The sequence below is a fragment of the Butyrivibrio sp. X503 genome (assembly GCF_003625475.1).
GTDB lineage: Bacteria > Bacillota > Clostridia > Lachnospirales > Lachnospiraceae > Butyrivibrio.
Map to the genome: position 1 here is coordinate 1 of NZ_RAIQ01000004.1, position 21,955 is coordinate 21,955.

18 protein-coding genes are annotated in these 21,955 nt (G+C 42.2%); all 18 read right to left on the reverse strand.

The features are described from left to right. The coding region (locus D6853_RS07770; RefSeq protein ID WP_158588695.1) for an alcohol dehydrogenase catalytic domain-containing protein at positions 1 to 539 on the reverse strand (539 nt) is incomplete at its 3' end. Positions 540 to 671: 132 nt separating this feature from the next. Beyond that, complete coding sequence (locus tag D6853_RS07775) at positions 672 to 1,277, reverse strand: hypothetical protein (protein ID WP_120657452.1); 606 nt, start codon at positions 1,275 to 1,277, stop codon at positions 672 to 674. A gap of 4 nt (positions 1,278 to 1,281) precedes the next feature. Beyond that, the gene (locus D6853_RS07780; RefSeq protein WP_120657453.1) at positions 1,282 to 1,758 is read right to left on the reverse strand and encodes a hypothetical protein; all 477 of its coding nucleotides are present in this window, start codon (positions 1,756 to 1,758) and stop codon (positions 1,282 to 1,284) included. A gap of 5 nt (positions 1,759 to 1,763) precedes the next feature. Next, positions 1,764 to 4,604, reverse strand: a complete 2,841-nt coding sequence (locus D6853_RS07785) for an AAA family ATPase (RefSeq protein WP_120657454.1) — start codon at positions 4,602 to 4,604, stop codon at positions 1,764 to 1,766. 18 nt (positions 4,605 to 4,622) lie between these two features. Then, positions 4,623 to 4,823, reverse strand: coding sequence for a DNA-binding protein (locus tag D6853_RS07790; protein ID WP_120657455.1), 201 nt, complete (start codon positions 4,821 to 4,823; stop codon positions 4,623 to 4,625). Between the two features lie 230 nt (positions 4,824 to 5,053). Further along, positions 5,054 to 6,013, reverse strand: a complete 960-nt coding sequence (locus D6853_RS07795) for a D-2-hydroxyacid dehydrogenase (protein WP_120657456.1) — start codon at positions 6,011 to 6,013, stop codon at positions 5,054 to 5,056. A gap of 2 nt (positions 6,014 to 6,015) precedes the next feature. After that, entirely contained in the window at positions 6,016 to 7,455 is a 1,440-nt protein-coding gene (locus D6853_RS07800; RefSeq protein ID WP_120657457.1) for a GGDEF domain-containing protein, read from the reverse strand. Positions 7,456 to 7,509: 54 nt separating this feature from the next. Next, positions 7,510 to 9,204 (reverse strand): phospho-sugar mutase, encoded by a 1,695-nt coding sequence (locus D6853_RS07805; RefSeq protein WP_120657458.1) that lies wholly within the window; start codon positions 9,202 to 9,204, stop codon positions 7,510 to 7,512. Positions 9,205 to 9,253: 49 nt separating this feature from the next. Continuing rightward, positions 9,254 to 10,066, reverse strand: coding sequence for a TrmH family RNA methyltransferase (locus D6853_RS07810; protein WP_243108317.1), 813 nt, complete (start codon positions 10,064 to 10,066; stop codon positions 9,254 to 9,256). Next, positions 10,063 to 10,629 carry a GNAT family N-acetyltransferase gene (locus D6853_RS07815; RefSeq protein WP_120657460.1) on the reverse strand — a complete coding sequence of 189 codons (567 nt, stop codon included), beginning with the start codon at positions 10,627 to 10,629 and terminating at the stop codon, positions 10,063 to 10,065. Before D6853_RS07815 ends, D6853_RS07810 begins: the two co-directional genes overlap by 4 nt. Before the next feature lie 11 nt (positions 10,630 to 10,640). Next, a complete protein-coding gene (locus D6853_RS07820; RefSeq protein WP_120657461.1) occupies positions 10,641 to 12,317 on the reverse strand; it encodes a M3 family oligoendopeptidase in 1,677 nt (558 codons plus the stop codon). 130 nt (positions 12,318 to 12,447) lie between these two features. After that, positions 12,448 to 13,638, reverse strand: coding sequence for a multiple monosaccharide ABC transporter permease (mmsB, locus tag D6853_RS07825; RefSeq protein WP_120657462.1), 1,191 nt, complete (start codon positions 13,636 to 13,638; stop codon positions 12,448 to 12,450). Next, positions 13,638 to 15,185 (reverse strand): multiple monosaccharide ABC transporter ATP-binding protein, encoded by a 1,548-nt coding sequence (gene mmsA / locus D6853_RS07830; protein ID WP_120657463.1) that lies wholly within the window; start codon positions 15,183 to 15,185, stop codon positions 13,638 to 13,640. Before mmsA ends, mmsB begins: the two co-directional genes overlap by 1 nt. 106 nt (positions 15,186 to 15,291) lie before the next feature. Then, positions 15,292 to 16,446, reverse strand: a complete 1,155-nt coding sequence (gene chvE / locus D6853_RS07835; protein ID WP_120657464.1) for a multiple monosaccharide ABC transporter substrate-binding protein — start codon at positions 16,444 to 16,446, stop codon at positions 15,292 to 15,294. 211 nt (positions 16,447 to 16,657) lie between these two features. After that, positions 16,658 to 17,737, reverse strand: coding sequence for a sugar ABC transporter substrate-binding protein (locus D6853_RS07840; RefSeq protein WP_120657465.1), 1,080 nt, complete (start codon positions 17,735 to 17,737; stop codon positions 16,658 to 16,660). A gap of 4 nt (positions 17,738 to 17,741) precedes the next feature. Next, a complete protein-coding gene (locus D6853_RS07845; RefSeq protein ID WP_120657466.1) occupies positions 17,742 to 19,337 on the reverse strand; it encodes a helix-turn-helix domain-containing protein in 1,596 nt (531 codons plus the stop codon). Between the two features lie 42 nt (positions 19,338 to 19,379). Next, positions 19,380 to 20,858, reverse strand: a complete 1,479-nt coding sequence (locus D6853_RS07850; RefSeq protein WP_243108318.1) for a histidine kinase — start codon at positions 20,856 to 20,858, stop codon at positions 19,380 to 19,382. After that, positions 20,851 to 21,948, reverse strand: coding sequence for a substrate-binding domain-containing protein (locus D6853_RS07855; RefSeq protein ID WP_158588696.1), 1,098 nt, complete (start codon positions 21,946 to 21,948; stop codon positions 20,851 to 20,853). The genes D6853_RS07850 and D6853_RS07855 overlap by 8 nt, the downstream gene beginning before the upstream one ends. Positions 21,949 to 21,955: the final 7 nt, after the last annotated feature.

Genomic DNA, 21,955 nt, shown 5'->3' on the forward strand with positions numbered 1-21,955 from the left:
AGACCAACAGGTCCGATACCGATTACAAGAACAGTATCACCGAACTGAACATCTGCGAGCTCTACACCATGGAATCCGGTAGGAACCATATCTGAAAGCATGCAGGCATCTTCAAGTGTCATACCCTCGGGCATGTGTGCAAGGTTACCGTCAGCGTCGTTAACGTGGAAGAATTCTGAATCAAGACCATCCTTGAAGTTAGAGAACTTCCATCCTGCAAGCATTCCGCCGGAATGCATTGAGTATCCTGCCTGTGCCTCAAGTGAGTTCCAGTCAGGTGTAATAGCAGGAACAAGAACCTTGTCGCCGGGCTTAAAGTCTTTAACCATACTACCAACTTCTACAACCTCAGCACAACCCTCGTGTCCAAGGATCATATTGTGACGATCTCCTACTGCACCTTCCCATACTGTGTGTACGTCGGATGTACAAATAGCGATCGCAAGAGGACGGCAAATCGCATCCATCGGGCCGCAAGCCGGGCGTTCTTTTTCAATCCAGCCCACCTCGCCAATTTTGAGCATCGCAAAACCTTTCATTTACCTTCTCCTTTTCTTTTGTATTTTAGTACCCCAAAGCATGTAACAATATAAACATTATATCGTAGGCGCGATTGCTCTGTCATTAAATTTTTAACAAAATAAAGCCCAAAATTGTTTTTATTTTTTTATTTATTCTGCCTTTTCAATTGTATATAAGTCGCTATCGTTTTCTGTAACACCGCCGAAATACGAGAGCTGTTCATCCTCAAAATAAACACCGTAAGAAATTCCGTCGTTCTTTCCGTCTTTCACTCCGTAAATCTCGACATCTCCTTCGATCGGAACCCCAAATACCGCCGGCTCATTTGTTAACATGAACGGGTCCGAATACGCTTCTCCGTTAACATAAATCTGAACATAATCAGCGTCTTCATCGGCATAATCCCATAAATACATATACGTGTAGTCTTCCTCTGTGTTGACTGATACATAATATCCGTCGCCTATAAAGCCATCATCTTCATCCGCTATCTTAGCGCCGGGACCGAGATTTTCAGATATTCGTGTATCCAAAGCTTCCTGCGCTTCAGCGCTTGTATCAACTTCTACGTTCGTAGTCATTACCGATGAAAAAATACCTGCAGCAAGAGCCACTCCCAAAAGAATCCAGGATCCTCGCTTTATTCGGGTAACAAAGTTCGTTCCCGCGCTTTCTTTTGGAGTTGCCTGAGTTTGCACAGCATCACTTCCCAAAGCATTCTGTGTTTTTTTATCCAAAACCTGTATCTTATCCATGGCTTCAACCTCCCTGCTCTACATTATCGTATTTACGAAGTGCCATAGGATTCTTGTTTAAGTAAAAGCACATTGCACCTCTGCAAAGAACGATCTGCACGATCATCATTAATATAGCAAGCTCGTGGCTGGGACCGTTTACAACCGTAAATCCTTTTGCAAGTCTTTCTTCTGCGATCGTCAATATGGAAAGATGCATTGTAAGCATCATTATCAAAGGATATAACCACGGCAATTTGTAAAAGCATTTTCTGAATGCGGGAATTATTCCGGTTATCGCAAATATCGAACCCGATATTGAACAAAAGATAACTCCGACAGTCGTCACGGCGTAGCCTGTCTTAAGCATTACAAAAATATCGGAGGTCATTATAAACGCCAGACTAAATCCGTATATAATTGTCCAAAGAAGCACACCAAAAAACCATATTATTGCAGGTAAATTTGATGCATCAAATTTTGATTTAGATTTATTTTCCATAACACTTACGCCTCCATAACATCGCTGTCGGTAACAGTGATCAATGTTTCTTTTGTAAGGTTGCTTTCCTTACTGAGTCTCATAGCCTGATTGTTTAATGAGCTTTCGATTATATTTCTCACATATCTGGCATTGCTGAACTTACTGTCTTTTCTCGCAAGCTCAAATTTATCTCTGAGAGCTTCTTTTGCGGTATCGCTTAATTCATATCCTTTATCCGAATACATTACATTGGCGATATCCATAAGCTCATCGGTTGAATAATCCGAGAATTCTATGATATTGGCAAATCTTGATCTGAGTCCCGGATTTGTTCCAAGGAAGCCTTCCATTTCATCACTGTAGCCCGCGAGGATAACAACCAGACTTTCGCGGTTATCATCCATCATTTTCATAAGCGTATCTATAGCTTCCTGTCCGAAATCATTCTCGCTTCCCTGAGCTAAGGTATATGCTTCATCTATGAACAAAACTCCGCCGAGCGCCGACTCAATAACCTGTCTTGTCTTTATAGCCGTTTGTCCGACATATCCCGCAACAAGCCCCGATCTGTCCGTTTCCACAAGCTTATTGGTAGGAATCACTCCCATGTTATACAAGACATCCGCTATCGTTCTTGCCATCATTGTTTTTCCGGTTCCCGGATTTCCTGCAAAGATCATATGCATTGTCTGTGTATCATCTGTCTTAAGTCCCGCTTTCTTTCTCTCTGCCTGAAGCTTAAGTCGTGCATTCAAGCTGCTGATGTACTTTTTGACAGAAGAAAGTCCAATAACTTTGGAAAGCTCTTTTTCAAGATCAAATTCTTTTTCCTCATCAATTCCGAAGTCGTCCGGAATAAGAAGCTCCATGTCCTGCGACGAATCATTCATGATTCGCTTGGACTGCTTGATAATAGCGGCTTCTATCATATTTCTAACAAGTCTTCCGTTACCGCTGTCATTCTTTCCTTTTATCTGATGCTTCTCAAACTGCTGCTTGAGCATATCCTTACAGTCGTCCGATATCTTATATCCCTTGGAAGAAGCCGTAAGCTTTGCTATCTCGAGCATTTCGTCTGAAGTATAATCCTCAAACTCTACAATATTGGGGAATCTTGAGCGAAGTCCCGGATTGGTATTAAGGAACTCTTCCATCTCCTCTTTATAACCGGCAAGGATCACTACAAGATCGTCTCTGTAATCTTCCATTCCTTTTACAAGAGCATCGATTGCTTCCAAGCCGAAAGCATCCTCTTTGCTTCTGTTAAGCGAATACGCCTCGTCGATGAACAAAACTCCGCCGACGGCATTTTTAATAACGTTAGTCGTTTTGATCGCAGTATGTCCCGCATACTGTCCGACAAGATCTGCCCTTGTAACCTCGCAAAGATGTCCTGAAGAAAGAACTCCGATAGACTTAAGATTCTTGGCAACAATCCTTGCGATCGTGGTCTTACCTGTACCGGGATTACCGGCAAAGATCATATGCATGGAGACATCGGAAGTCTTCATTCCCTTACCTTCACGCATCTTCTGAACTTTAAAATTGTTTTCAAGGCTGCGGACATATTCCTTAACCTTGGACAGACCAACAATATTGTCTAATTCCTTCTGTGATTCTTTTATCTCAAATGCTTTGTAATTCTTGGTGTAATCCGATAATCTGGCGGTCTTGCCTTCTGCATTTTCAATATAAAAACCGTTGTCGTATCGCAGGTTCACCTGAGAATCATCTGCTATAAGCCCCTGCAGTTTCATCTCCGAAAGCGGTCCGTAAATCTGCTCGTCAACGAACTCATTGAGTCCTTTTACACCTAGATTGGTCTTATAGTGTGAACTAATCTGTTCCTTAAGATCATCATTGTAAACAACATATGCGTGAAGGTTATCCTTACACTTACGGAACAGGCTCGCAAGAAGCGTAGCTGTCAGATCCTTGACCTGTTCGTCCTCAATGGGATTAATCTTAATGATATCTCCGAGAAGTTTAACAATCTTATTTCCAAGCATCGATATAATCTTTGTCTCAGGCGCTGTTGTGGCAAATACAAAGAACTTACCGTTAGATGCTATTTCCGAAATTGAATCAACATCAAATACGCCAGTCATTTCAACCAGACTTCCGTCTTTCATCATATAACGCTTTGACAATTTGTAAGTACCGTCCGAAAGCAGACTGTATATGATATCGAGCTGTGCGGCCGTAGCCTTTTCGATATTCTTAAATACTATCGTCTCTGAATGGTTATTTAAATTTTTATATAAGTCGGATAAAAAGATAGCGTTGTCTGTATCCGAAGAATAATCATTGATATCCAACTTGGAAACCGCATCGTATCTAAAGATGCCATTCTGCTTAAGAAGTGAACTGATGCAGCTGACCGCATAGGTTTTTCCTGAGTTTTCAGGTCCTATGAAAAGTATCGCATTTCTTGGTCTGCTGTTATCAAAACCTCTGACATAAGGTCTCTGAAAAGCCTTACATATAGCGATCCTATCAGCTTCTGCGCCAACCCATGATCCTTCGAGCTCTTCATGTAACTGTGCAAATACTTCATTTGCTTTCGCCATTATCTTTTCATCTGCCGTTGCGGGAACATAGGTATTTTTGGAAGAAGTGCTGCCGCCACCGACAATTGCCGATATAGCCTGCGCACCTATTGAAGACTGCATGGACTGAAGCATACTTGCGGGATCGCTCTGCCACTGCACGCTTTTACTTCCGCCCGTCTGAGATGAAGTCTGAAACTGGCTCTGAGCAGTCACAGCCATGTTCTTGGCAATAAAGCCTCTCTCTTTTATGATCTGAACAATCTGGTATTCCGGGAACAAAAATTTAAGAATATTTACAATACTTATTTCCATTTCAATCTCCCAACTTTCTTACTTTTTTCTCCAGTTTCTGTATTCACCGGAAGTAACTCTTCCGTCTGCAGGTCTCTTGGCATCTGCAGGTATCGCCCATTCATATCCAAAACGCGTCGCTCCTTCTATCTTCCCCTCGGAGCAAAGTATCTGAACACGCCGCGGCGTAACTTTCCATTTTTTAGCTATGTCTTTAATTGTTAAGTATCCTTCTATCATATTATCCCCTTGTTCCTTTTATAAGCGCCTTTTATGTACTATTTTTATACATAATGTTTCTGCATCTATTACATTTGTCTTAATAATCATATTCGAAGGAACGAAGTTTGTCAATTACTTTTTTACATTCTTTATGTGATTCTCTTAACAAATACTGTCAAACGTAGATTTCACCTGACTTTTTTTATTAAAAAAGAAGGTCGCAGCACTTAGCCACAACCTTCTTAAAATCAATTAACTATATTTCTCGGCTCGCCCTTCATAAATGCAAGCACATTCTTTTTAACTTCCTCAAGACACCTCTTTCTTGCCTCGGTACTGCCCCACGCCATATGAGGTGTAACAAAGAGCTTGCCGCTGTCCTGTATATCAAGAAGCGGTGAATTCTTCGCCATAGGCTCGGGGTTGAGTACGTCAAGTCCGGCAGCTTTTATCTTTCCTTCTTTAAGTGCATCTGCCAGGTCTTTTTCGTTAACGACTGCACCTCTTGCTACATTGATAAGAATAGCGGTTTCTTTCATCTTATCGAATGCATCTTTGTTAAAGAGCTCTCTGGTCCTGTCCGTCAAAGGACAATGGATGGAGATTACGTCGCATCTCTTTAAAAGCTCATCAAATTCCACTCTTTCATAATCTGTACAAGTGCTGTTACCGGAAGCCGAGTAAAAGATAACATTGGCTCCGAAAGCCGTAGCGATCTTGGCAACCTTCCTTCCGATATTACCCATACCGACTATTCCGTATGTCTTACCGTCAAGCTCCTCAAAAGGTATATCAAGACAGCAAAAATGCGGCTGATTCGAATATGCCCCGCTCTTTACATATTCATCATAGTGACGGCTGTTCTCCATAAGATAAAACAACAATGCAAATGTATGCTGTGCCACGGAGGCAGTTGAGTAATTAACAACATTGGCAACCTTAACTCCGTGCCTGTTGCACGCCTCTATGTTGGCATTATCATAGCCTGTCGCAAACTCGCATATAAGCTTAAGCTTAGGCGCCGCATCAAGGATCACATCGGATATCGCACTCTTATTTATCATAAGAACTTCCGCATCCTTAAGCCTTTCCGCAGCATTCTCATCCGTTATCTTATCCGGATAATAAGTCACTTCTCCAAGATCATCATATAAGCTGTAGTCCATGTCTGAACCAACGCTGTCTATATCAGCTACTACTACGTTCATAATTATCTCTGTCTGATCGCTTTCATCTGTTTTTTATTTTCGTACATCTCTCTGTCTGCACGCTTAAGAACAGAATACGCCGTTTCATCAATATTGTCATCATAAACCGCAACACCGATAGCCGCGGATATTCTCTCCCATGGCTGTAGCTCCTTATCGTTTTGAAGCTCTTCCATTCTACCACGCATCTTGGCGATAAGCATATCCTTATGCTCATAATCTCTGTTCTCAAGAAGAACCACGAACTCATCTCCGCCTATCCTAAATACCGGCGAATGCTCGAATGTATCGCAGATAAGCTTACACATATTCTTGATATAAAGATCTCCGCACTCATGTCCGAATGTATCGTTGATTCGCTTTAAGTAATTGATATCAACCATGATCATTCCGAACTTGGCTGTCTGAGTAATAATATCGGAATTAAGTCGTACCTCGGTCTTGTCATAAGCAGCCTTATTCTTAACTCCCGTAAGGGCATCTCGGAGCGCAAAGTCATTAACCTTGGTCATCTCGAGTGCCATATTGTCAATCTTATTTGCCGAAACAATGATCTCTTCAACATAGTTCTGCATATCTTTTGACATGCTGACTATCGTATCGGACAAGGACTCAAGCTCGTCACCCGTGTGAATTCCGGGATCTTCAAGCACAAGCATTGAAGGATCCTTTTGTAAATGGCTTCTCTTTGCAAAATCGGAAGCACTCTTCTCGATTTTCTGAAGAGGATCGATAACTCTTCTCTGCAGCCAGAATACCATGATAGCCGCAAATATTATAGCAAGTATGAGGGCGAAAAGAGCTATGACCATGACATACTCTTTTAATGCCTGATTGACTTCGGCAAGGCTGACACCCGTTGAAAGGATTGCAACAGGCTTACCGTCAGAAGTTCTTATGATTGCTTCTGCTCCGTACTCATCACCGAAATCACTGTGCTCAATCTTATATATTGGTTCTGTAAGTGTATTTTGTTCTTCATAAAGGCGTGGCAGATCGTCGGGGTTAAAAAACTGTCCGATAAGATCGCCAAGGTCGGGTATCGGAATATCGGGATTAAGATCGGCTCCCGTCTTTTCTCCTTCGCTAAGTCCCGACACAACCTGCATCAGATCATACTTGTCATCAACCTTAACAGCCTTGGTAAGAACGATATAATCAAGCCTCGACCATTTTCGCTCCTGCTCAAGAAACACCGTCATCTCTTCAAATTTCTCGGACTTTTGCTTAGTCTCGATACAATTATCAAGATCCTCGGCGTCAATCCTCTCGAGCGTAAGATTTACGACGTCTTCAAGTCTCTTAGTGTACATATCCATCATACTCGTCCTGAAGATATAGAAGCTGACAACACTCAACACCAGGCACAGGAACACAATGATCAACATGCATACCAGAATAATGTGGAACTTAAGCGAATTCTCATAATTTTTCTTCATCATTTTACCCTCATAAGATATGCTGAATAAAAACTACAATAGCCCTATGTAAATGAATTACTCTACTGAATTGATAAGTCCGAATATTTCTTCTTTTATCTGTTTATTTGTCAAAAGAGCATTCTCTCTTGAGTTTCTGTTTGAGTAGAAATAAAACTTGATCTTAGGCTCTGTTCCGCTTGGTCTTATCGCAAACCACGAACCGTTATCAAGGAAGATTCTGATAGCGTTCTGAGGCGGTATATCCTCATAGCCGTTAATATAATCAATTACCTTCTCAGTCCTTGCACCCGCAACCTCGGAAGGTATATTTTCTCTAAACCACTTCATCATACGCTGTATTCTCTGAGCCCCCGGAATACCCTCAAGTACGATATTGGGTTCATCCTCTGCAAAAAATCCGTACTTTGCATAAATCTCCTGAAGAACGTCCCACAGAGTCTTTCCCTGCTTTCTGTAATATGCAGCCGCCTCAGCAACAAGCATACCTGCCGAGATTCCGTCCTTATCGCGAATATCCTCGCATACCGCATATCCTACCGATTCCTCATATCCAAAGAGATATGTGTAACCGTTTTCGTGAAGATAAGGTATCTTACCGCAGATGTTCTTAAAGCCCGTTAAGGTCTCAAACATCTCTACGCCGTAAGCGCTTGCCATTATGGTAGAAAGAGTCGACGTAACAATAGACTTTACCATGGCACCCTTTTCGGGCAGTGTTCCTGCAGACTTATGCCCCTCAAGAACATAATTTACAAGAAGATATCCTGTCTGATTACCGTTAAGCGGTATATAATTGCCATTGTCATCGCGGATCTCAATAGCAAATCTGTCCGCATCGGGATCTGTCGCCATAAGAAGCTCAGCTCCAAACTCTCTTCCGTACTGCTCGCTTAATTTAAATGCCTTGGGATCTTCGGGATTGGGATATCCGACCGTTGTAAAATCGGGATCGGGATTTTCCTGCTCGGGAACGATCTTCCAGTTTGTAAATCCTCTGTCAGTAAGCATCTGTCTGAAAGGAATGGAACCGCAGCCGTTTAGAGGCGTATAAACAAGAGGAATACTAAGGTCGAGCTCATCGCCCTCGTGAATAGCCATTCCCTCTATCTTATCAAGATATTCTCTGTCATAATCGGCGGAAAGAACCGTGATCATTCCGGACTTTACGCCCTCATCAAAATCAGATGTCTTGATTCCCGTCCAGATATCAACTTTATTGATCTCTTCCGTCATTCCGTCAGCAACATCGGATGAAACCTGGCATCCGTCATCCCAATATGCCTTATAACCGTTATATTCCTTGGGATTGTGGGAAGCCGTGATATTGATTCCGGATGTTGTTCCAAGCCTTCTTATCATGAACGCAAGCTCGGGTGTTGGTCTTAAATCCGGAAATGTATATACTTTAATGCCGTTTGCAGCAAAGATTCCGGCTGCAAACTTAGAAAACTCTTTTGAAAAATGTCTGGGATCGTGAGCAATAACAATGCCCTTATCCATCGCTTCTTTTCCCTTGGAAACGATGTAAGCGGCAACTCCCTGTGAAGCCTTACCTACAGTAAAATAGTTCATTCTGTTGGTTCCGGCACCTACTTTTCCGCGAAGACCGGCAGTTCCGAATGAAAGATCCTGATAGAATCTGTCCTCAATCTCCTTGTCATCGCCCTTGATTCCAAGAAGCTCTGCCTTTAACGGATCGTCGTCCTTAAGATTTGTAAGCCATTCATTATATCTCGTAATATAATCCATAGTTTAACCTCCGCATATATCAATATTTTATCATTTTTTAGTCAATAAATCATCTTTTTCCAAACTGCCAAAATACCACTGCACTGCACGCCGCCACGTTTAAAGAATCGACATTGTGACTCATCGGTATCTTAACGCAGTAATCGCTGTCTTCTATGGTCTCAGGAAGAAGTCCGTAGCCCTCAGAGCCAAGTAAAACAGCAAGTTTCTCCTCACCACAAAGCCTATTGTCATCAAGCTCCGTCGTATCATCCCTAAGTGCAAGCGCAGCCGTCTTAAAGCCGTATTCCTTCAGGATACTGACAGGCTCCCCCTTCGGGATATATGTCCATGGGATCGCAAATATCGTACCCATGCTTACTCTGGCCGCTCTCCTGTAAAGAGGATCTGCGCAGCCCGAGGTAAAGAGTATCGCATCCATATTAAGAGCCGCCGCATTTCTTACTATCGCTCCTACATTGGTCGGATTCGTGACATTTTCAAGGACAGCTATCCTCTTTGCACCCATGCAGATATCGGAAACCTTCGGAAGAGGCTTTCTTTTCATAGCGCATAAAAGACCTCTCGTAAGATTATACCCCGTTATAGCCTTTAAAGCGTCACCTCTTGCCACATAGACAGGTATATCCTTGTCTATGGCCATACTTCTTTCTATAACAGTCTTTCCCTCTTTGGAAAGCTCTTTTTCATCAACAAGAATGGATGCAGGCTCGTACCCCGCATCCATTGCTCTCTCTATCACCTTGGCGCTCTCAGCTATAAACAATCCGAGCCCGGGCTCATAGATCCTGCTAAGCTGATTCTCTGAAAGCTCATGATATATTTTAAATTCATCAAGACTTAAATCATCAACAAATATCATATAATGTCCCATTCTCCGAATCGCACAGGCTCCGGATTATACGTATGCTCGGACAGCATCTTTTCCATCCATATCATGTCATACCAGGTTCCGAATTTATAGCCGCTGTCGTGGAATATCCCGACAGGCTTGTATCCGAGCTTTTCATGGAATCTTATGCTGTCGTCCGTAAGATGCTCATCAAGCTCATCAGCAGCCATGTAAGCTATGCAGGCGTTCACATTGAGGATTCCCATGTCTTTCAAAGACTTTTCAAGAACTGCATAAAGCATCATTCCTATGCCGTTTCTCTTAACGTCTTCCCTTACATAGATCGTTGTCTCGACGGAATAGTCATATGCCTTTCTTTCCTTAAACGTATTGGCATAGGCATATCCTACTATCACTCCGTTTTCTACAGCCTTAATATAAGGGTATTTCTTAGAAATATTAATTATTCTGTTTTTAAATTCTTCTATCGACGGCACTTCATATTCAAATGAAATTGCTGTCTTCTCAACATACGGAGCATATATTTCAAGAAGCTCCGCCGCATCGTCTACCGTTACTTTCTCTATAGTCATTTCAAAAACCTTTATCCAAAAACCTTCTTGCTCATCTCACCCGTAAGATACGCTATTGTTCCGTCCTTGAACGGGCTCTTTAAGCCGGCAGTGGCGAGCTCATTCTCATAAAAATCTTTGGCGGATAACTTACAGAGCAAAAGATAATGCTCCCAAGCCTCCTTGTAATCCTTATCCATCCACACTTTAAACTGCATAGCGACAACGCTTGCAAGAACATAATCAATGTAATAAAAAGGATCCCAGAAAATATGTCCCTGCCTCTGCCAATAACCGCCTTTATCAAAGAACGGATCACCATCGAAATCAAGCCATGGTCTGTAAGTTTTCTCCAGCTCTTTCCAGGCATTCTTCCTTTCAAGAGGAGTCATGCCGGGATTGTCATAGATAATATGCTGGAATTCATCAACCATGCATCCGTACGGAATAAATGTGATGGCATCAGCCATATGCATCTTGCGATAATCACCTGCTCTGTCTCCGAAGAACTTATCCATCCAGCCGTAGGTAAAGTATTCCATGGACATTGAGTGGATCTCAGCAGTCTCCATGGTAATATCGTTTTTCTCAATAATATCTTCATCTCTGGTGATATAACCTTGGAAAGCATGTCCGCACTCATGTGTAATAACATCGACGTCACCGCTTGTTCCGTTAAAGTTAGCGAAAATAATAGGAGCCTTGTACTTTGGAATAAACTCCATATATCCGCCCTGCTTCTTGGTCTTTCTTCCGAGCACATCAAAGAGTTCGCTCTCCATCATAAAGTCAAAAAACTCTTTGGTCTCAGGTGAAAGCTCGGAATACATCTCCTGTCCGGACTTAAGGATCTCTTCGGGAGTTCCGATTGGAGCGGGATTACCGTTTTTAAAGAACATATCGTCATCGTAGTATTTAAGCTCGTCTACACCGATCTGCTTTCTTCTCTCTTCCTGGAGTTTGACAACAAATGGTACAAAAGACTCTTTAACCTGCTTTCTAAAGTTCTCAACCTCGGCTCTTCTGTATGAATTTCTGTTCATACGGTTGTATCCAAGCTCAACATAAGATTCATAGCCAAGCTCTTTAGCCTGCTTGGTTCTGTTTTTTACAAGCTTATCGAAGATATCATCGATCTCATCCGTAACCGATAAAAAGAAGTCGGAAAGAGCCTTCCACGCTCTCTTCCTAACATCTCTGTCGTCGGAGGTCATCTTCTTATAAAGAAGGGAAATATTGTAGATCTCACCGTCTAAAGGAATCTTTGCAGATGCGATTATCTTGTCATATCTGGCAACAAGAGCATTTTCCTCCTGCATAAGAGGAAGTATCTTGTCGTTTATGGACTTATTGGCAAGCTCCATGTTCTTAAAAGCCACTTTACCGATCTTTTCTTCAAGATAAGGTCTGTACGGAGACTCATATACAACCTTCAGATAATCGTTTTTAAGCTGCGAAACAATAGGGGAAATCTCATCAATGTACTCTTTTTCTTTTTCATAGTACTTATCCGTGGTATCGATATCATAACGGAATCTACCGATGACGAAATTGGACCAGATCTCTCCTCTCATCTCATAGTACTTCTTGTGGAGCTCGAACTGCTCTTCTCCACTCTTAGCATTCTTGCTGTCGCGAATAAGCTCTTCAAAGAAAGCTTTTACCTTATCCATATCAAGGCGTTCATATGGAAACTCTGAAAATTTCATAATAATTAAATCCTACTTTCATTTCATTCGTTCCATTATTATAACACAAAATAAGAGGAGCGCCTGCATAAACAGGCGCTCCAATATCGTAACCATATACCCCTATAAGATTAACCTTTTCTCTAAAAAATCAGTTCTTTGCAAAAAGCTTTCCGCCACGCTTTGAAACTACGTCGAAGATAACAGCTGCAAGAAGAACGAGACCTTTAACCACCTTCTGCATGTTGGCATCGACACCCATAAGTGACATACCAAGGTTAATAACACCCATAAGAACCGCACCGATAATAACCCCGGGAACTGTACCGATTCCGCCGTAAGCAGATGCTCCACCGATGAAGCAGGAACCGATAGCATCCATCTCGTAGTTCTGACCATATGTAGGCTGAGCGGATGTAAGTCTTGCGATTGTAACCATAGCTGCAAGTGCTGCAAGGAATCCCATGTTTGTGTATGCAAGGAAGTAAACCTTATCTGTATTGATACCTGAAAGCTTTGTAGCCTTCTCGTTGCCACCTACTGCATAGAAGTGACGACCGATAGTTGTGTTACCTGTGATATAAGCATATACAAGAATAACAGCAAGAACCCAGATAAGAACAGTAGGAATACCCTTGTGCTGAGCAAGCTTATAAGCAAAAGCCATGATAACGGCAACGATTGCAACAAGCTTACCAACAAAGATCCAAAGTGCCTCAACCTCATAATTCTTGGTCTTTTTCTTGATGCGTGATCCGAACTGTGTAAGTACGTATACTGTAGCAGCTACAAGACCACCGAGAAGACATGTAAGGTTAAGTGTTCCGTTTCCGAAAACATCGTGGATATAACAATCTGCGCCACCACCAAAGAGGTTGACGAATGTAGTCTTATTAGTAATTGAAACTGTAAGACCGTTAAGTACTACGTTTGAAAGTCCTCTGAATGCAAGCATGCCTGCAAGAGTAACGATGAAAGGAGGAATTCTGACAAACGCGATCCAGAAGCCCTGGAATGCACCGATCGCTGTACCAACTGCGATCATGATAACGATCGTAAGCCAAACAGGAACACCCTTATTAACCATAAGAGTTGCACCAACGGCACCAACGAAACATACAACCGATCCAACAGAAAGGTCGATGTTACCACCGGTTAAGATACAAAGAAGCATACCTGTTGCAAGAATAAATACGTATGCGTTCTGTGAGATCAAGTTACTAACGTTCATGGGAAGAAGAAGCGCTCCGCCTGTTCTCCATGAAAAGAATGCCACTACAATGATCAAAACAAAGATCATAGTATATTTTTTTAAAAATCCAAGAATTTGCTGTCCGCTCATTATTTAACCTCCTTATTTCCGGATGACTGCAAGATATAAGTCATAATTTTTTCCTGAGTAGCGTCTTTACCATCAAGCTCTCCTACCATCTGGCCTTCGTTCATAACATATATTCTGTCACACATGCCAAGAATTTCAGGAAGCTCGGAAGAAATCATGATAACAGATTTTCCTTCCGCAACGAGCTGGTTGATAATACAGTAAATTTCATATTTAGCACCTACGTCGATACCTCTTGTAGGCTCATCGAGGATAAGTATGTCTGGATTAGCAAACATCCACTTAGCAAGAAGAACCTTCTGCTGGTTACCACCACTAAGGTTTCCAACATTCTGTTCTACAGTAGGACATTTTGTCTTAAGCTTTTCCTTATACTCTTTCGCAACAGATAATTCCTTATCCTTATCAATAACGGAACGATTACTTACTTCTTCAAGATTTGCAAGCGTTGTATTTATCTTGATGGGATTGGTAAGAATAAGTCCGTTTCCTTTACGATCCTCAGTAACATAAGCAAGCTTATGTTTAATGGCATCTTTAACCGATTTAAGGTGAACTTCCTTGCCGTTAATAAAGAGCTGACCGGAAATATTCTCTCCGTAGCTTCTTCCGAAAATACTCATGGCAAGTTCTGTTCTTCCGGCACCCATAAGTCCGGAAATGCCGAGTACCTCACCTTTTCTGACGTTAAGATTGACATTCTTTACTATCTTTTTATCAGTATATAAAGGATGGTAAACATTCCAATTCTTAACTTCCATCATCACATCGCCGATATGAGGTTCTCTCTTAGGAAATCTGTCTGAAAGTTCACGACCAACCATTCCCTTAATGATCCTAGCCTCAGAGATGTCATCAACACCCTTTGTAAGAGTCTCAATAGTTGAACCGTCACGGATAACCGTGATCTTATCGGCAACATAAGAAATCTCGTTAAGCTTATGAGAGATGATGATAGATGTAAGGCCCTGTTCCTTCTTAAGCTTGAGCATAAGATCAAGAAGTGCCTTAGAATCACTCTCATTAAGTGATGATGTGGGCTCATCGAGAATAAGAAGTTTTGCATTCTTGGAAAGAGCCTTCGCAATCTCAACAAGCTGCTGTTTACCAACACCAATATCCTTAATCAGTGTCTGAGTACTGTCCTTAAGTCCGACAATATCCAGATATTTACGAGCTAAAGCGTTTGTTTCGTTCCAATCGATCTTGAGAGAATTACCTCTCTCATTACCTAGGAACATGTTCTCAGCTATTGTAAGATAAGGAATAAGTGCAAGCTCCTGATGAATGATAACTATTCCTTTTTCTTCACTGTTCTTTATATCTTCGAATTTGCAAACCTCGGAGTCATATATGATATCACCTTCATAGGATCCGTAAGGATAAATTCCACTAAGCACGTTCATCAGTGTGGATTTACCAGCGCCATTCTCTCCAACCAGCGCGTGAATTTCGCCCTCTTCAACCTGAAGATTTACATTATCCAAGGCTTTCACACCGGGGAAGGTTTTGGTGATATTCTTCATTTCCAATAATATCTTCGCCAAGTTTACCCCTCCTTATTAAATAAATTAAGATTAGTCATTTTTTTCCTATAAAGAGGCGGGTCTTATAAGGCCCGCCCCCCTGTTTATATTGTTTTGTTTAAATCAATTACTTAAGATCATCCTCTGTGTAGTATCCTGAATCGATGAGAAGCTTCTTGTAGCTGTCCTTATCAGCGAATACAGGCTCGCAAAGGTATGAAGGAACTGTGATCACACCGTTATCATAAGACTCTGTATCATTTACAGGAGCTTCTCCGCCCTTCATGATAGAATCAACCATCTTTACAGTCTGAGCTGCAAGATCACGAGTATCCTTAAAGATAGACATTGACTGCTTGCCTTCGATCATAAGCTTAACGTTAGGCTTATCGCAATCCTGACCTGTAACTATAGGCCACTCACCTGTGTAGTTAGCCTTAAGTGAGTTGATTGCACCAAGTGCTGTAAAGTCGTTTGAGCAAAGAACTGCGTCAAGCTTTGTTCCGTCTGCATAGTTAGCAGAGATGATACCATCCATTCTTGACTGAGCTGCTTCTGTTGCCCATCCGGGTGTAGCAACCTTATCAAACTCAACCTGTCCGGACTTAACAACAAGCTTTCCTTCGTCGATGTAAGGCTGAAGAACTTCCATAGCACCGCTATAGAAGAAGTTCGCGTTGTTATCACCGGGATCTCCTGTGAAGATCTCAAGGTTGAAAGGACCAGCCTGGTTCTTAAGATCAAGCTTCTCTTCAATGTACTGACCCTGCTTTGTTCCTACCAGCTTGTTATCGAATGTAGCATAGTAAGTAACAGCGTCAGAGTTCATGATAAGACGGTCGTATGCGATAACAGCAACGCCGGCTTCCTTAGCCTGCTGAAGAACTGTTCCGAGTGAATCACCTTCGATAGGAGCGATTACAAGCACCTTTGCACCTGAGCTGATCATGTTCTCGATCTGAGAAACCTGTGTAGGTACGTCGTTAGATGCATACTGAAGGTCAACCTCATAGCCTGCTTCCTTGAGCTGTGCTTCCATGTTAGCACCGTCCTGGTTCCATCTCTGAAGATCCTTAGTAGGCATTGAAACACCAACTTTTCCGCCGGCAGCGGGTGCCTCTGCGGGTGCTTCTGCTTCTGCTGCAGGTGCTTCCTCTGCTGTCTCAGCAGGAGCTTCTGCTGCGGGTGCTTCTGCTGCAGGTGCTGCAGCTGAGCCGCATCCTACAAGTGCTGAAGTAACCATAGCAACTGAAAGAAGTGCGCCAATGATCTTTTTCTTCATAACTGTTATTTCCTCCCTATGAAATATAGTTTTTTGCAGATTTATATCTGCTCTTTACAAATAACAATCTAACACAAATAAAATAGGAATAATTTATGATGTTCTGTAAATTTTTACTGTCACTCAAAATAAAAAACCGACTATGCTAGCATTATTTTGCTGTCATAGTCGGATATATTAATTTTGTGCTATGCGCGATATTAATCTCGCATTATTGCGGCATTTTATCGCGGACATTGAGATAAACATCCTCTTTTAAATGGAAACCGCTGTTTATGATAACGTCATTTATATTTTCTTCGGTAACGATCTGAGGCTCGATCTTCATATAAGGTACATCATAGCTTCCGTCGTTTATCTGTGAAATATTGCTGTCGGACAGCTCCCTGTTCTTAACAAGCTCAACCGCACTGACCGCAGCCTGCTTCGCAAGCTTCTCGATAGGCTTGTACACCGTCATAAGCTGTGATCCCTCAACGATCCTCTGGCACGCTTCCAGATCGGCATCCTGTCCCGCAACCATTTTCTTACCCGCAAGCCTTCTCTCGGCAAGCGCATGAACCACTCTGCTTGCAAGATCGTCATTACCGCACATTATCGCATCGGCTTCTCTCACCGTGTCCATGTTTTCACTCATATATTCATATGCTATATCTGATTTCCAACCGTCGCAGTATATGCAGTCTATAACCTCACCGCCATTCCTTGCCAAAACATCCCTAAAGCCGCTCTCAACCTGAGGGACATTGTTATCGGACGGAGATCCGCAGATCATGATGACCTTTCCGTCACCAAGTCCCGCGTCCACAAACGACTGCGCCATCATATTTCCTACCATCTCATTGTCAAAAGAAATATAGAGATCAACATTCGCATCGTTGATAAGTCTGTCATAAGCTATTACAACAATACCCTCGTCCCTGGCCTTTTTAACGGATTCACTTAAAGCACCGGAATCAATGCAGATTATTACTATCGCATCCATGCCCTTTTTTATGAAGTAATCAATCTGCTTTTTTTGTTCTTCTATATCGCCGTTTGCATTCTGAACGTTAACTTCCGCACCAAGCTCTTTTGCCATAGACACAAATACGTCCCTGTCTCTCTGCCATCTCTCAATAACAAAAGAGTCAAAGCACATACCTATCTGTATCTTGTCGTCATACTCATCGTTGCTTGCGCTGTTTTCCGCATTTTCGCTGTCACAGCCAAAAAGACAAAAAGCCGTTAAGATAAAGGTGAGAAAAACTGATATAAGCTTAGTAGCATTTTTTTGTAACGTTCCTGCCATGATCTTATTTTCCTTCCTTGTACTCGGTGGGGGTTACGCCTACGTTCTTCTTAAAGCTTCTGCTGAAGTAATTGGGATCCGTATATCCGCAGGCAACACATATCTCCTTCATTGACATGTCCGAATTAAGAAGAAGCTCTTTGGCCTTGTCGATCCTGATATTGGTCAGGTACTCGATAAAATTAAGCCCACTCTCTTCCTTAAACAGCTTACTGAAATAGTAAGGCGAGATATTTACGGAACGCGATACGTCGTCAAGAGATATTTCTTTTGAGAAATTATCCTCAATATAACGCTTGGCGTTCTTTATTATGTCATTACTCTTTTCTTCTCTCTTACTTATGACGTTTCTGCACGCCGCAGTGAGCTTATTTATAAACCAGTCCTTAAGTCCGTCGGCCGTATCTATCGACATAAGCTCCGGAAGATAGTTGTCTCTTGATGAATACTTATAGGTCTGACCGCCGTTCATAAATGCGATCCTCTCGGCGTAAAGAGAAAACTCAAGAACCTTTATGCGCATGGACTGAAGATCGCCGTTTACGGCTCTTTTGCACATCCAGTCCGTATATTTGCCGGCAGTGACAAGCATTTCATTGAGATCACCGTTACTTACGGCGTCAAACATAGGCTTTTCAAGCTCTATCGGGTAATCGTCCTCATAGTTGCAAGCAATAACAAGGTCGTCGGCGTGTGCCACGGAACCTGTTGTCGCAATAAGCGCATTGAGAGCTTCCCTGTACGAATCTCCGAGTTCCCTTAGAGGCTTTACTCCGCCTATACCTATTCTGAAAGAAATATCGGTTTTCTTCTTAAGTCCCCTTGCAAGCTCTCTTGCCCTGTCGATAAGCTCCGTTCTTTCGTTATATTCCATCTTGGAATTTTCAAAAGGAATAAGAACCGCAATCTTATTGGCCATGACGTTTCCTATCTTACAGGAAAAATAGTCCTTTACCGCATCTCTTATCTCCTGATATCTTGTCGAGATCTTGACCGAGCTTCCGATCGCGTTGGTCATATGATTGCCTTCCTGCTTGTCACCACAGACGATAGCCATCATATAGCCGTAGTTTTCACTGATTCCAAGAATCGTCTTATAGTTGTCAAAGTCCTCTTCAAAGTGCTCCTGAAGAAGGATGTCATAGATAAGCCCGTTTTCAAGGATAGGTTCTATTGTCTCAAGCTTTTCTTTTATCTTAAGCTCGTTACTTCTCTTTTCTCTCTCGCCGTCGATCTTGGCCATGGCTTTTCGAAGAACGTCAACTACCTTGGCCTTTTCCATGGGCTTGTTGATATATTCAAGAACGCCCAGCTTGATTGCCTCTTTGGCGTAGTCGAATTTATCATAGGCTGACATAACGACAAATACGGTTCCCGCGGAAAAGCGCTTAATCTCCTTGATAGCCTCTATTCCGTTGATACCCGGCATGTGAATGTCCATGACGGCGATATCCGGCCTGAACCTCTCGGCGAGCTCTATTACACTTCTTCCCGTCTTGGCGTACTGCACCTCGCAGTCGTTTCCGAACTCCTTCTCGATTATGAACTTCATTGAATCGATGACTATTCCTTCGTCATCGGCGATCATTATTCTGTACATTGTAAATACCCGTAATTCCTATTACTTATAAAAAGAGCTTGTTTAGTGCCGTTCGTCATACGGAAGTCTTATTATAACCTCGCAGCCCTTATCTTTGCCCTCACTTGTTATGCTAAACGAATTCTCACTCTCTGTATAAAGACGAAGTCTCGAAATAACGTTGTCCATTCCGATTCCGTTATTGTCGTATTGGTGCTCCTTGCGCTGCCAGTTTCCGCTCATGATCTTTTCTATATCTTCTGCACTCACGCCCTTGCCGTTATCGAAAATACTGATGCAGACATTATTGTCTTCCCTGTAGACTTTAAGTATGATCTTGCCCTTATCACCCATCTCTCTGATACCGTGGTTTACGGCATTTTCGACAATCGGCTGCAGGATCATGTTGGGCATCGGTACATCAAGAAGCCTTTCGTCTACCTGCTTATCATAACCTATATCACCCGAAAAGCGAACATTGAGAATCCTGATGTAGTTATCTACAAGCGTAACCTCTTCTCTGATCGTCGCCTCGGTCTTTTTGCCGTTAACGTTGTATCTGAAGAAATCGGCAACCGTCTGTACATATTCATAGGTCTTGTCGGCGCCCTCCATCATGGCAAGCTGAGCCCCGGCATTAAGCGTGTTAAAAAGAAAATGCGGATTGATCTGCGCCTGCAGATACTTAAGCTGAGCATCTTTAAGGTGAGATTCCATCATCAGCTCTTTTTCCTGCATGTATCTTTCTTTTTCCATGCTCTCACGTATCTTCTCGATATACTGCTTAATACTGATGACCATCTTGTTGAAGGCATTGAGCACGGTTCCTATCTCATCGTTGTAGGTAAGCTCGGGAAGCTCCGTATCGAAATTACCTTCCGCAACTTCATTGGCTGAATCGGCAAGACGCCTAAGCGGCATGATCATGGTGCTTACAAAGCTTGTGATGATAAGGATATTGCCCGCCATAACCAAAGTGATCACGATAAAGCTTATAAACTCATAGTGTCTGAACGCTGTATTGAGCTCCGAATAATGCTTGGAGTTATTTACAAAGAGCTCAAGGTTAAGGCTGGTGATATACGCATTTATGTATTCGTACATAGCCGTTGAGTTCTCATAGTATGCGCGATATTTCTCAACATTACGTCCGCGCTTGGCTTCTATGGTCTGCGACACTTCATCAAGATAATTCTGCGACATATACTTGATATTTCTTTCCATTCTTCCGAAGGAAAGCTCGGTTATCTTGTCATCAAGCTTATCCGTGAGCATCAAAAAACGCTGCGCATTCTTATAATAGTTTTCAAGCGAATCCGAGGTCTTGGCACTAAGATACTCCGTCATCGAATCCTGTACGCTTGTCAGAGATGCCGACAACTCATTAAGATTTCTGTTGTCCTGATATACCATCTCCATCTCAACGGACATGCTGTTGATACCGAGAAGCAAAAAGATATTTACAAAAAAGATAATGATGTTTGTAAGCACGCATATGCTTATAATCTTGTACTGAAGGGGCTTATCAAGAAATCTATTCATCCTGCTGCGCCTCCTTCTCTTTTTTGTACGACGCAACATTATTCTGATTGATAAGCTTAACGTCAGCAGTATAGTACTGGCTGGTATTGCCAAACTCATAATAGTCTGACAGCGCGGTTATGCAGTACTCTCCAAGCTGTTTGGAATCTATGCCTACCGTCGCATAAACAGTACCTTTCTCAATCTCTCTTATGATCGCATCCGAATCATAATATCCGAGGATATAAGTCTCTCCAACCTTTGTAAAATCAACGACTGCCTGATATGTGCAGACCGTATTAAGCTCATTTAGGCATACGATGACATCCGGAATATCATCATTTGAATTCAAAAAGATATCCCTGATCGATTCTTCAACAGAGAATGCATTGGTATCAATTATAGTAATGATATTAAAAGAGAATTTGTCTCCGTCTTCTCCGCCCTGTTCTATTGCATCTTTTATAGCGGATATAAGTATATTCTGTCCGGTCTCTTCCGAACTTGAATTAACAAGGACAGCTATATTGGTAACATCATCCCCGGCTTCGGAATCGGTATTCTCGGACTTTTGATCTTTGTCCTTAATGATATTGAGGATCTGCTTGCCGTACTCTCTTCCTATGTTGTAGCTTCCGACACCGACAAAGCTAAGTCTGTTGGAGTGCGTGTTGTCACTGTACAGCGTAACTACAGGAATGCCCTCATCTTCCGCCTCGTTAATGAGCTCCGTCATCTTATCCGATTCGTTGGCATAGACCATGATACCGTCAACCTTAGAAGCTATCGCTATTTTCATAAGCTGTTCACAGGAATACTGCGTGGGAAGATTGTCTCCCAAAAGATCCACATAGATATTCTGCTCCTTGGCAGCTTCAAAAGCTCCCTTATATATCTCCTGCCAGAAGTCAGACTTATAGTTATCCGTGATCATAACGTAGTACTTGTCATACACTTTGTCATCGGTCGGAACGTTATACTTAAGAATATTGAACCTAAATATAACAAGACCCACGACAATTACAAGTATCACAAAAAGAATTGTAAGTGAGAGAATAACATTAGACTTATTAAGTTTATTTCTTATAAAACCCAGTGGCTTTTTACCCATATCATAC

Excerpts from the sequence above, each read along its gene's own strand:
- D6853_RS07775 (WP_120657452.1), bottom strand. The coding sequence starts at position 1,277 with ATGGATAAGATACAGGTTTTGGATAAAAAAACACAGAATGCTTTGGGA.
- D6853_RS07780 (WP_120657453.1), bottom strand. The coding sequence starts at position 1,758 with ATGGAAAATAAATCTAAATCAAAATTTGATGCATCAAATTTACCTGCA.
- D6853_RS07785 (WP_120657454.1), bottom strand. The coding sequence starts at position 4,604 with ATGGAAATAAGTATTGTAAATATTCTTAAATTTTTGTTCCCGGAATAC.
- D6853_RS07790 (WP_120657455.1), bottom strand. The coding sequence starts at position 4,823 with ATGATAGAAGGATACTTAACAATTAAAGACATAGCTAAAAAATGGAAA.
- D6853_RS07795 (WP_120657456.1), bottom strand. The coding sequence starts at position 6,013 with ATGAACGTAGTAGTAGCTGATATAGACAGCGTTGGTTCAGACATGGAC.
- D6853_RS07800 (WP_120657457.1), bottom strand. The coding sequence starts at position 7,455 with ATGATGAAGAAAAATTATGAGAATTCGCTTAAGTTCCACATTATTCTG.
- D6853_RS07805 (WP_120657458.1), bottom strand. The coding sequence starts at position 9,204 with ATGGATTATATTACGAGATATAATGAATGGCTTACAAATCTTAAGGAC.
- D6853_RS07810 (WP_243108317.1), bottom strand. The coding sequence starts at position 10,066 with ATGATATTTGTTGATGATTTAAGTCTTGATGAATTTAAAATATATCAT.
- D6853_RS07815 (WP_120657460.1), bottom strand. The coding sequence starts at position 10,629 with ATGACTATAGAGAAAGTAACGGTAGACGATGCGGCGGAGCTTCTTGAA.
- D6853_RS07820 (WP_120657461.1), bottom strand. The coding sequence starts at position 12,317 with ATGAAATTTTCAGAGTTTCCATATGAACGCCTTGATATGGATAAGGTA.
- mmsB (WP_120657462.1), bottom strand. The coding sequence starts at position 13,638 with ATGAGCGGACAGCAAATTCTTGGATTTTTAAAAAAATATACTATGATC.
- chvE (WP_120657464.1), bottom strand. The coding sequence starts at position 16,446 with ATGAAGAAAAAGATCATTGGCGCACTTCTTTCAGTTGCTATGGTTACT.
- D6853_RS07840 (WP_120657465.1), bottom strand. The coding sequence starts at position 17,737 with ATGGCAGGAACGTTACAAAAAAATGCTACTAAGCTTATATCAGTTTTT.
- D6853_RS07845 (WP_120657466.1), bottom strand. The coding sequence starts at position 19,337 with ATGTACAGAATAATGATCGCCGATGACGAAGGAATAGTCATCGATTCA.
- D6853_RS07850 (WP_243108318.1), bottom strand. The coding sequence starts at position 20,858 with ATGAATAGATTTCTTGATAAGCCCCTTCAGTACAAGATTATAAGCATA.
- D6853_RS07855 (WP_158588696.1), bottom strand. The coding sequence starts at position 21,948 with ATGGGTAAAAAGCCACTGGGTTTTATAAGAAATAAACTTAATAAGTCT.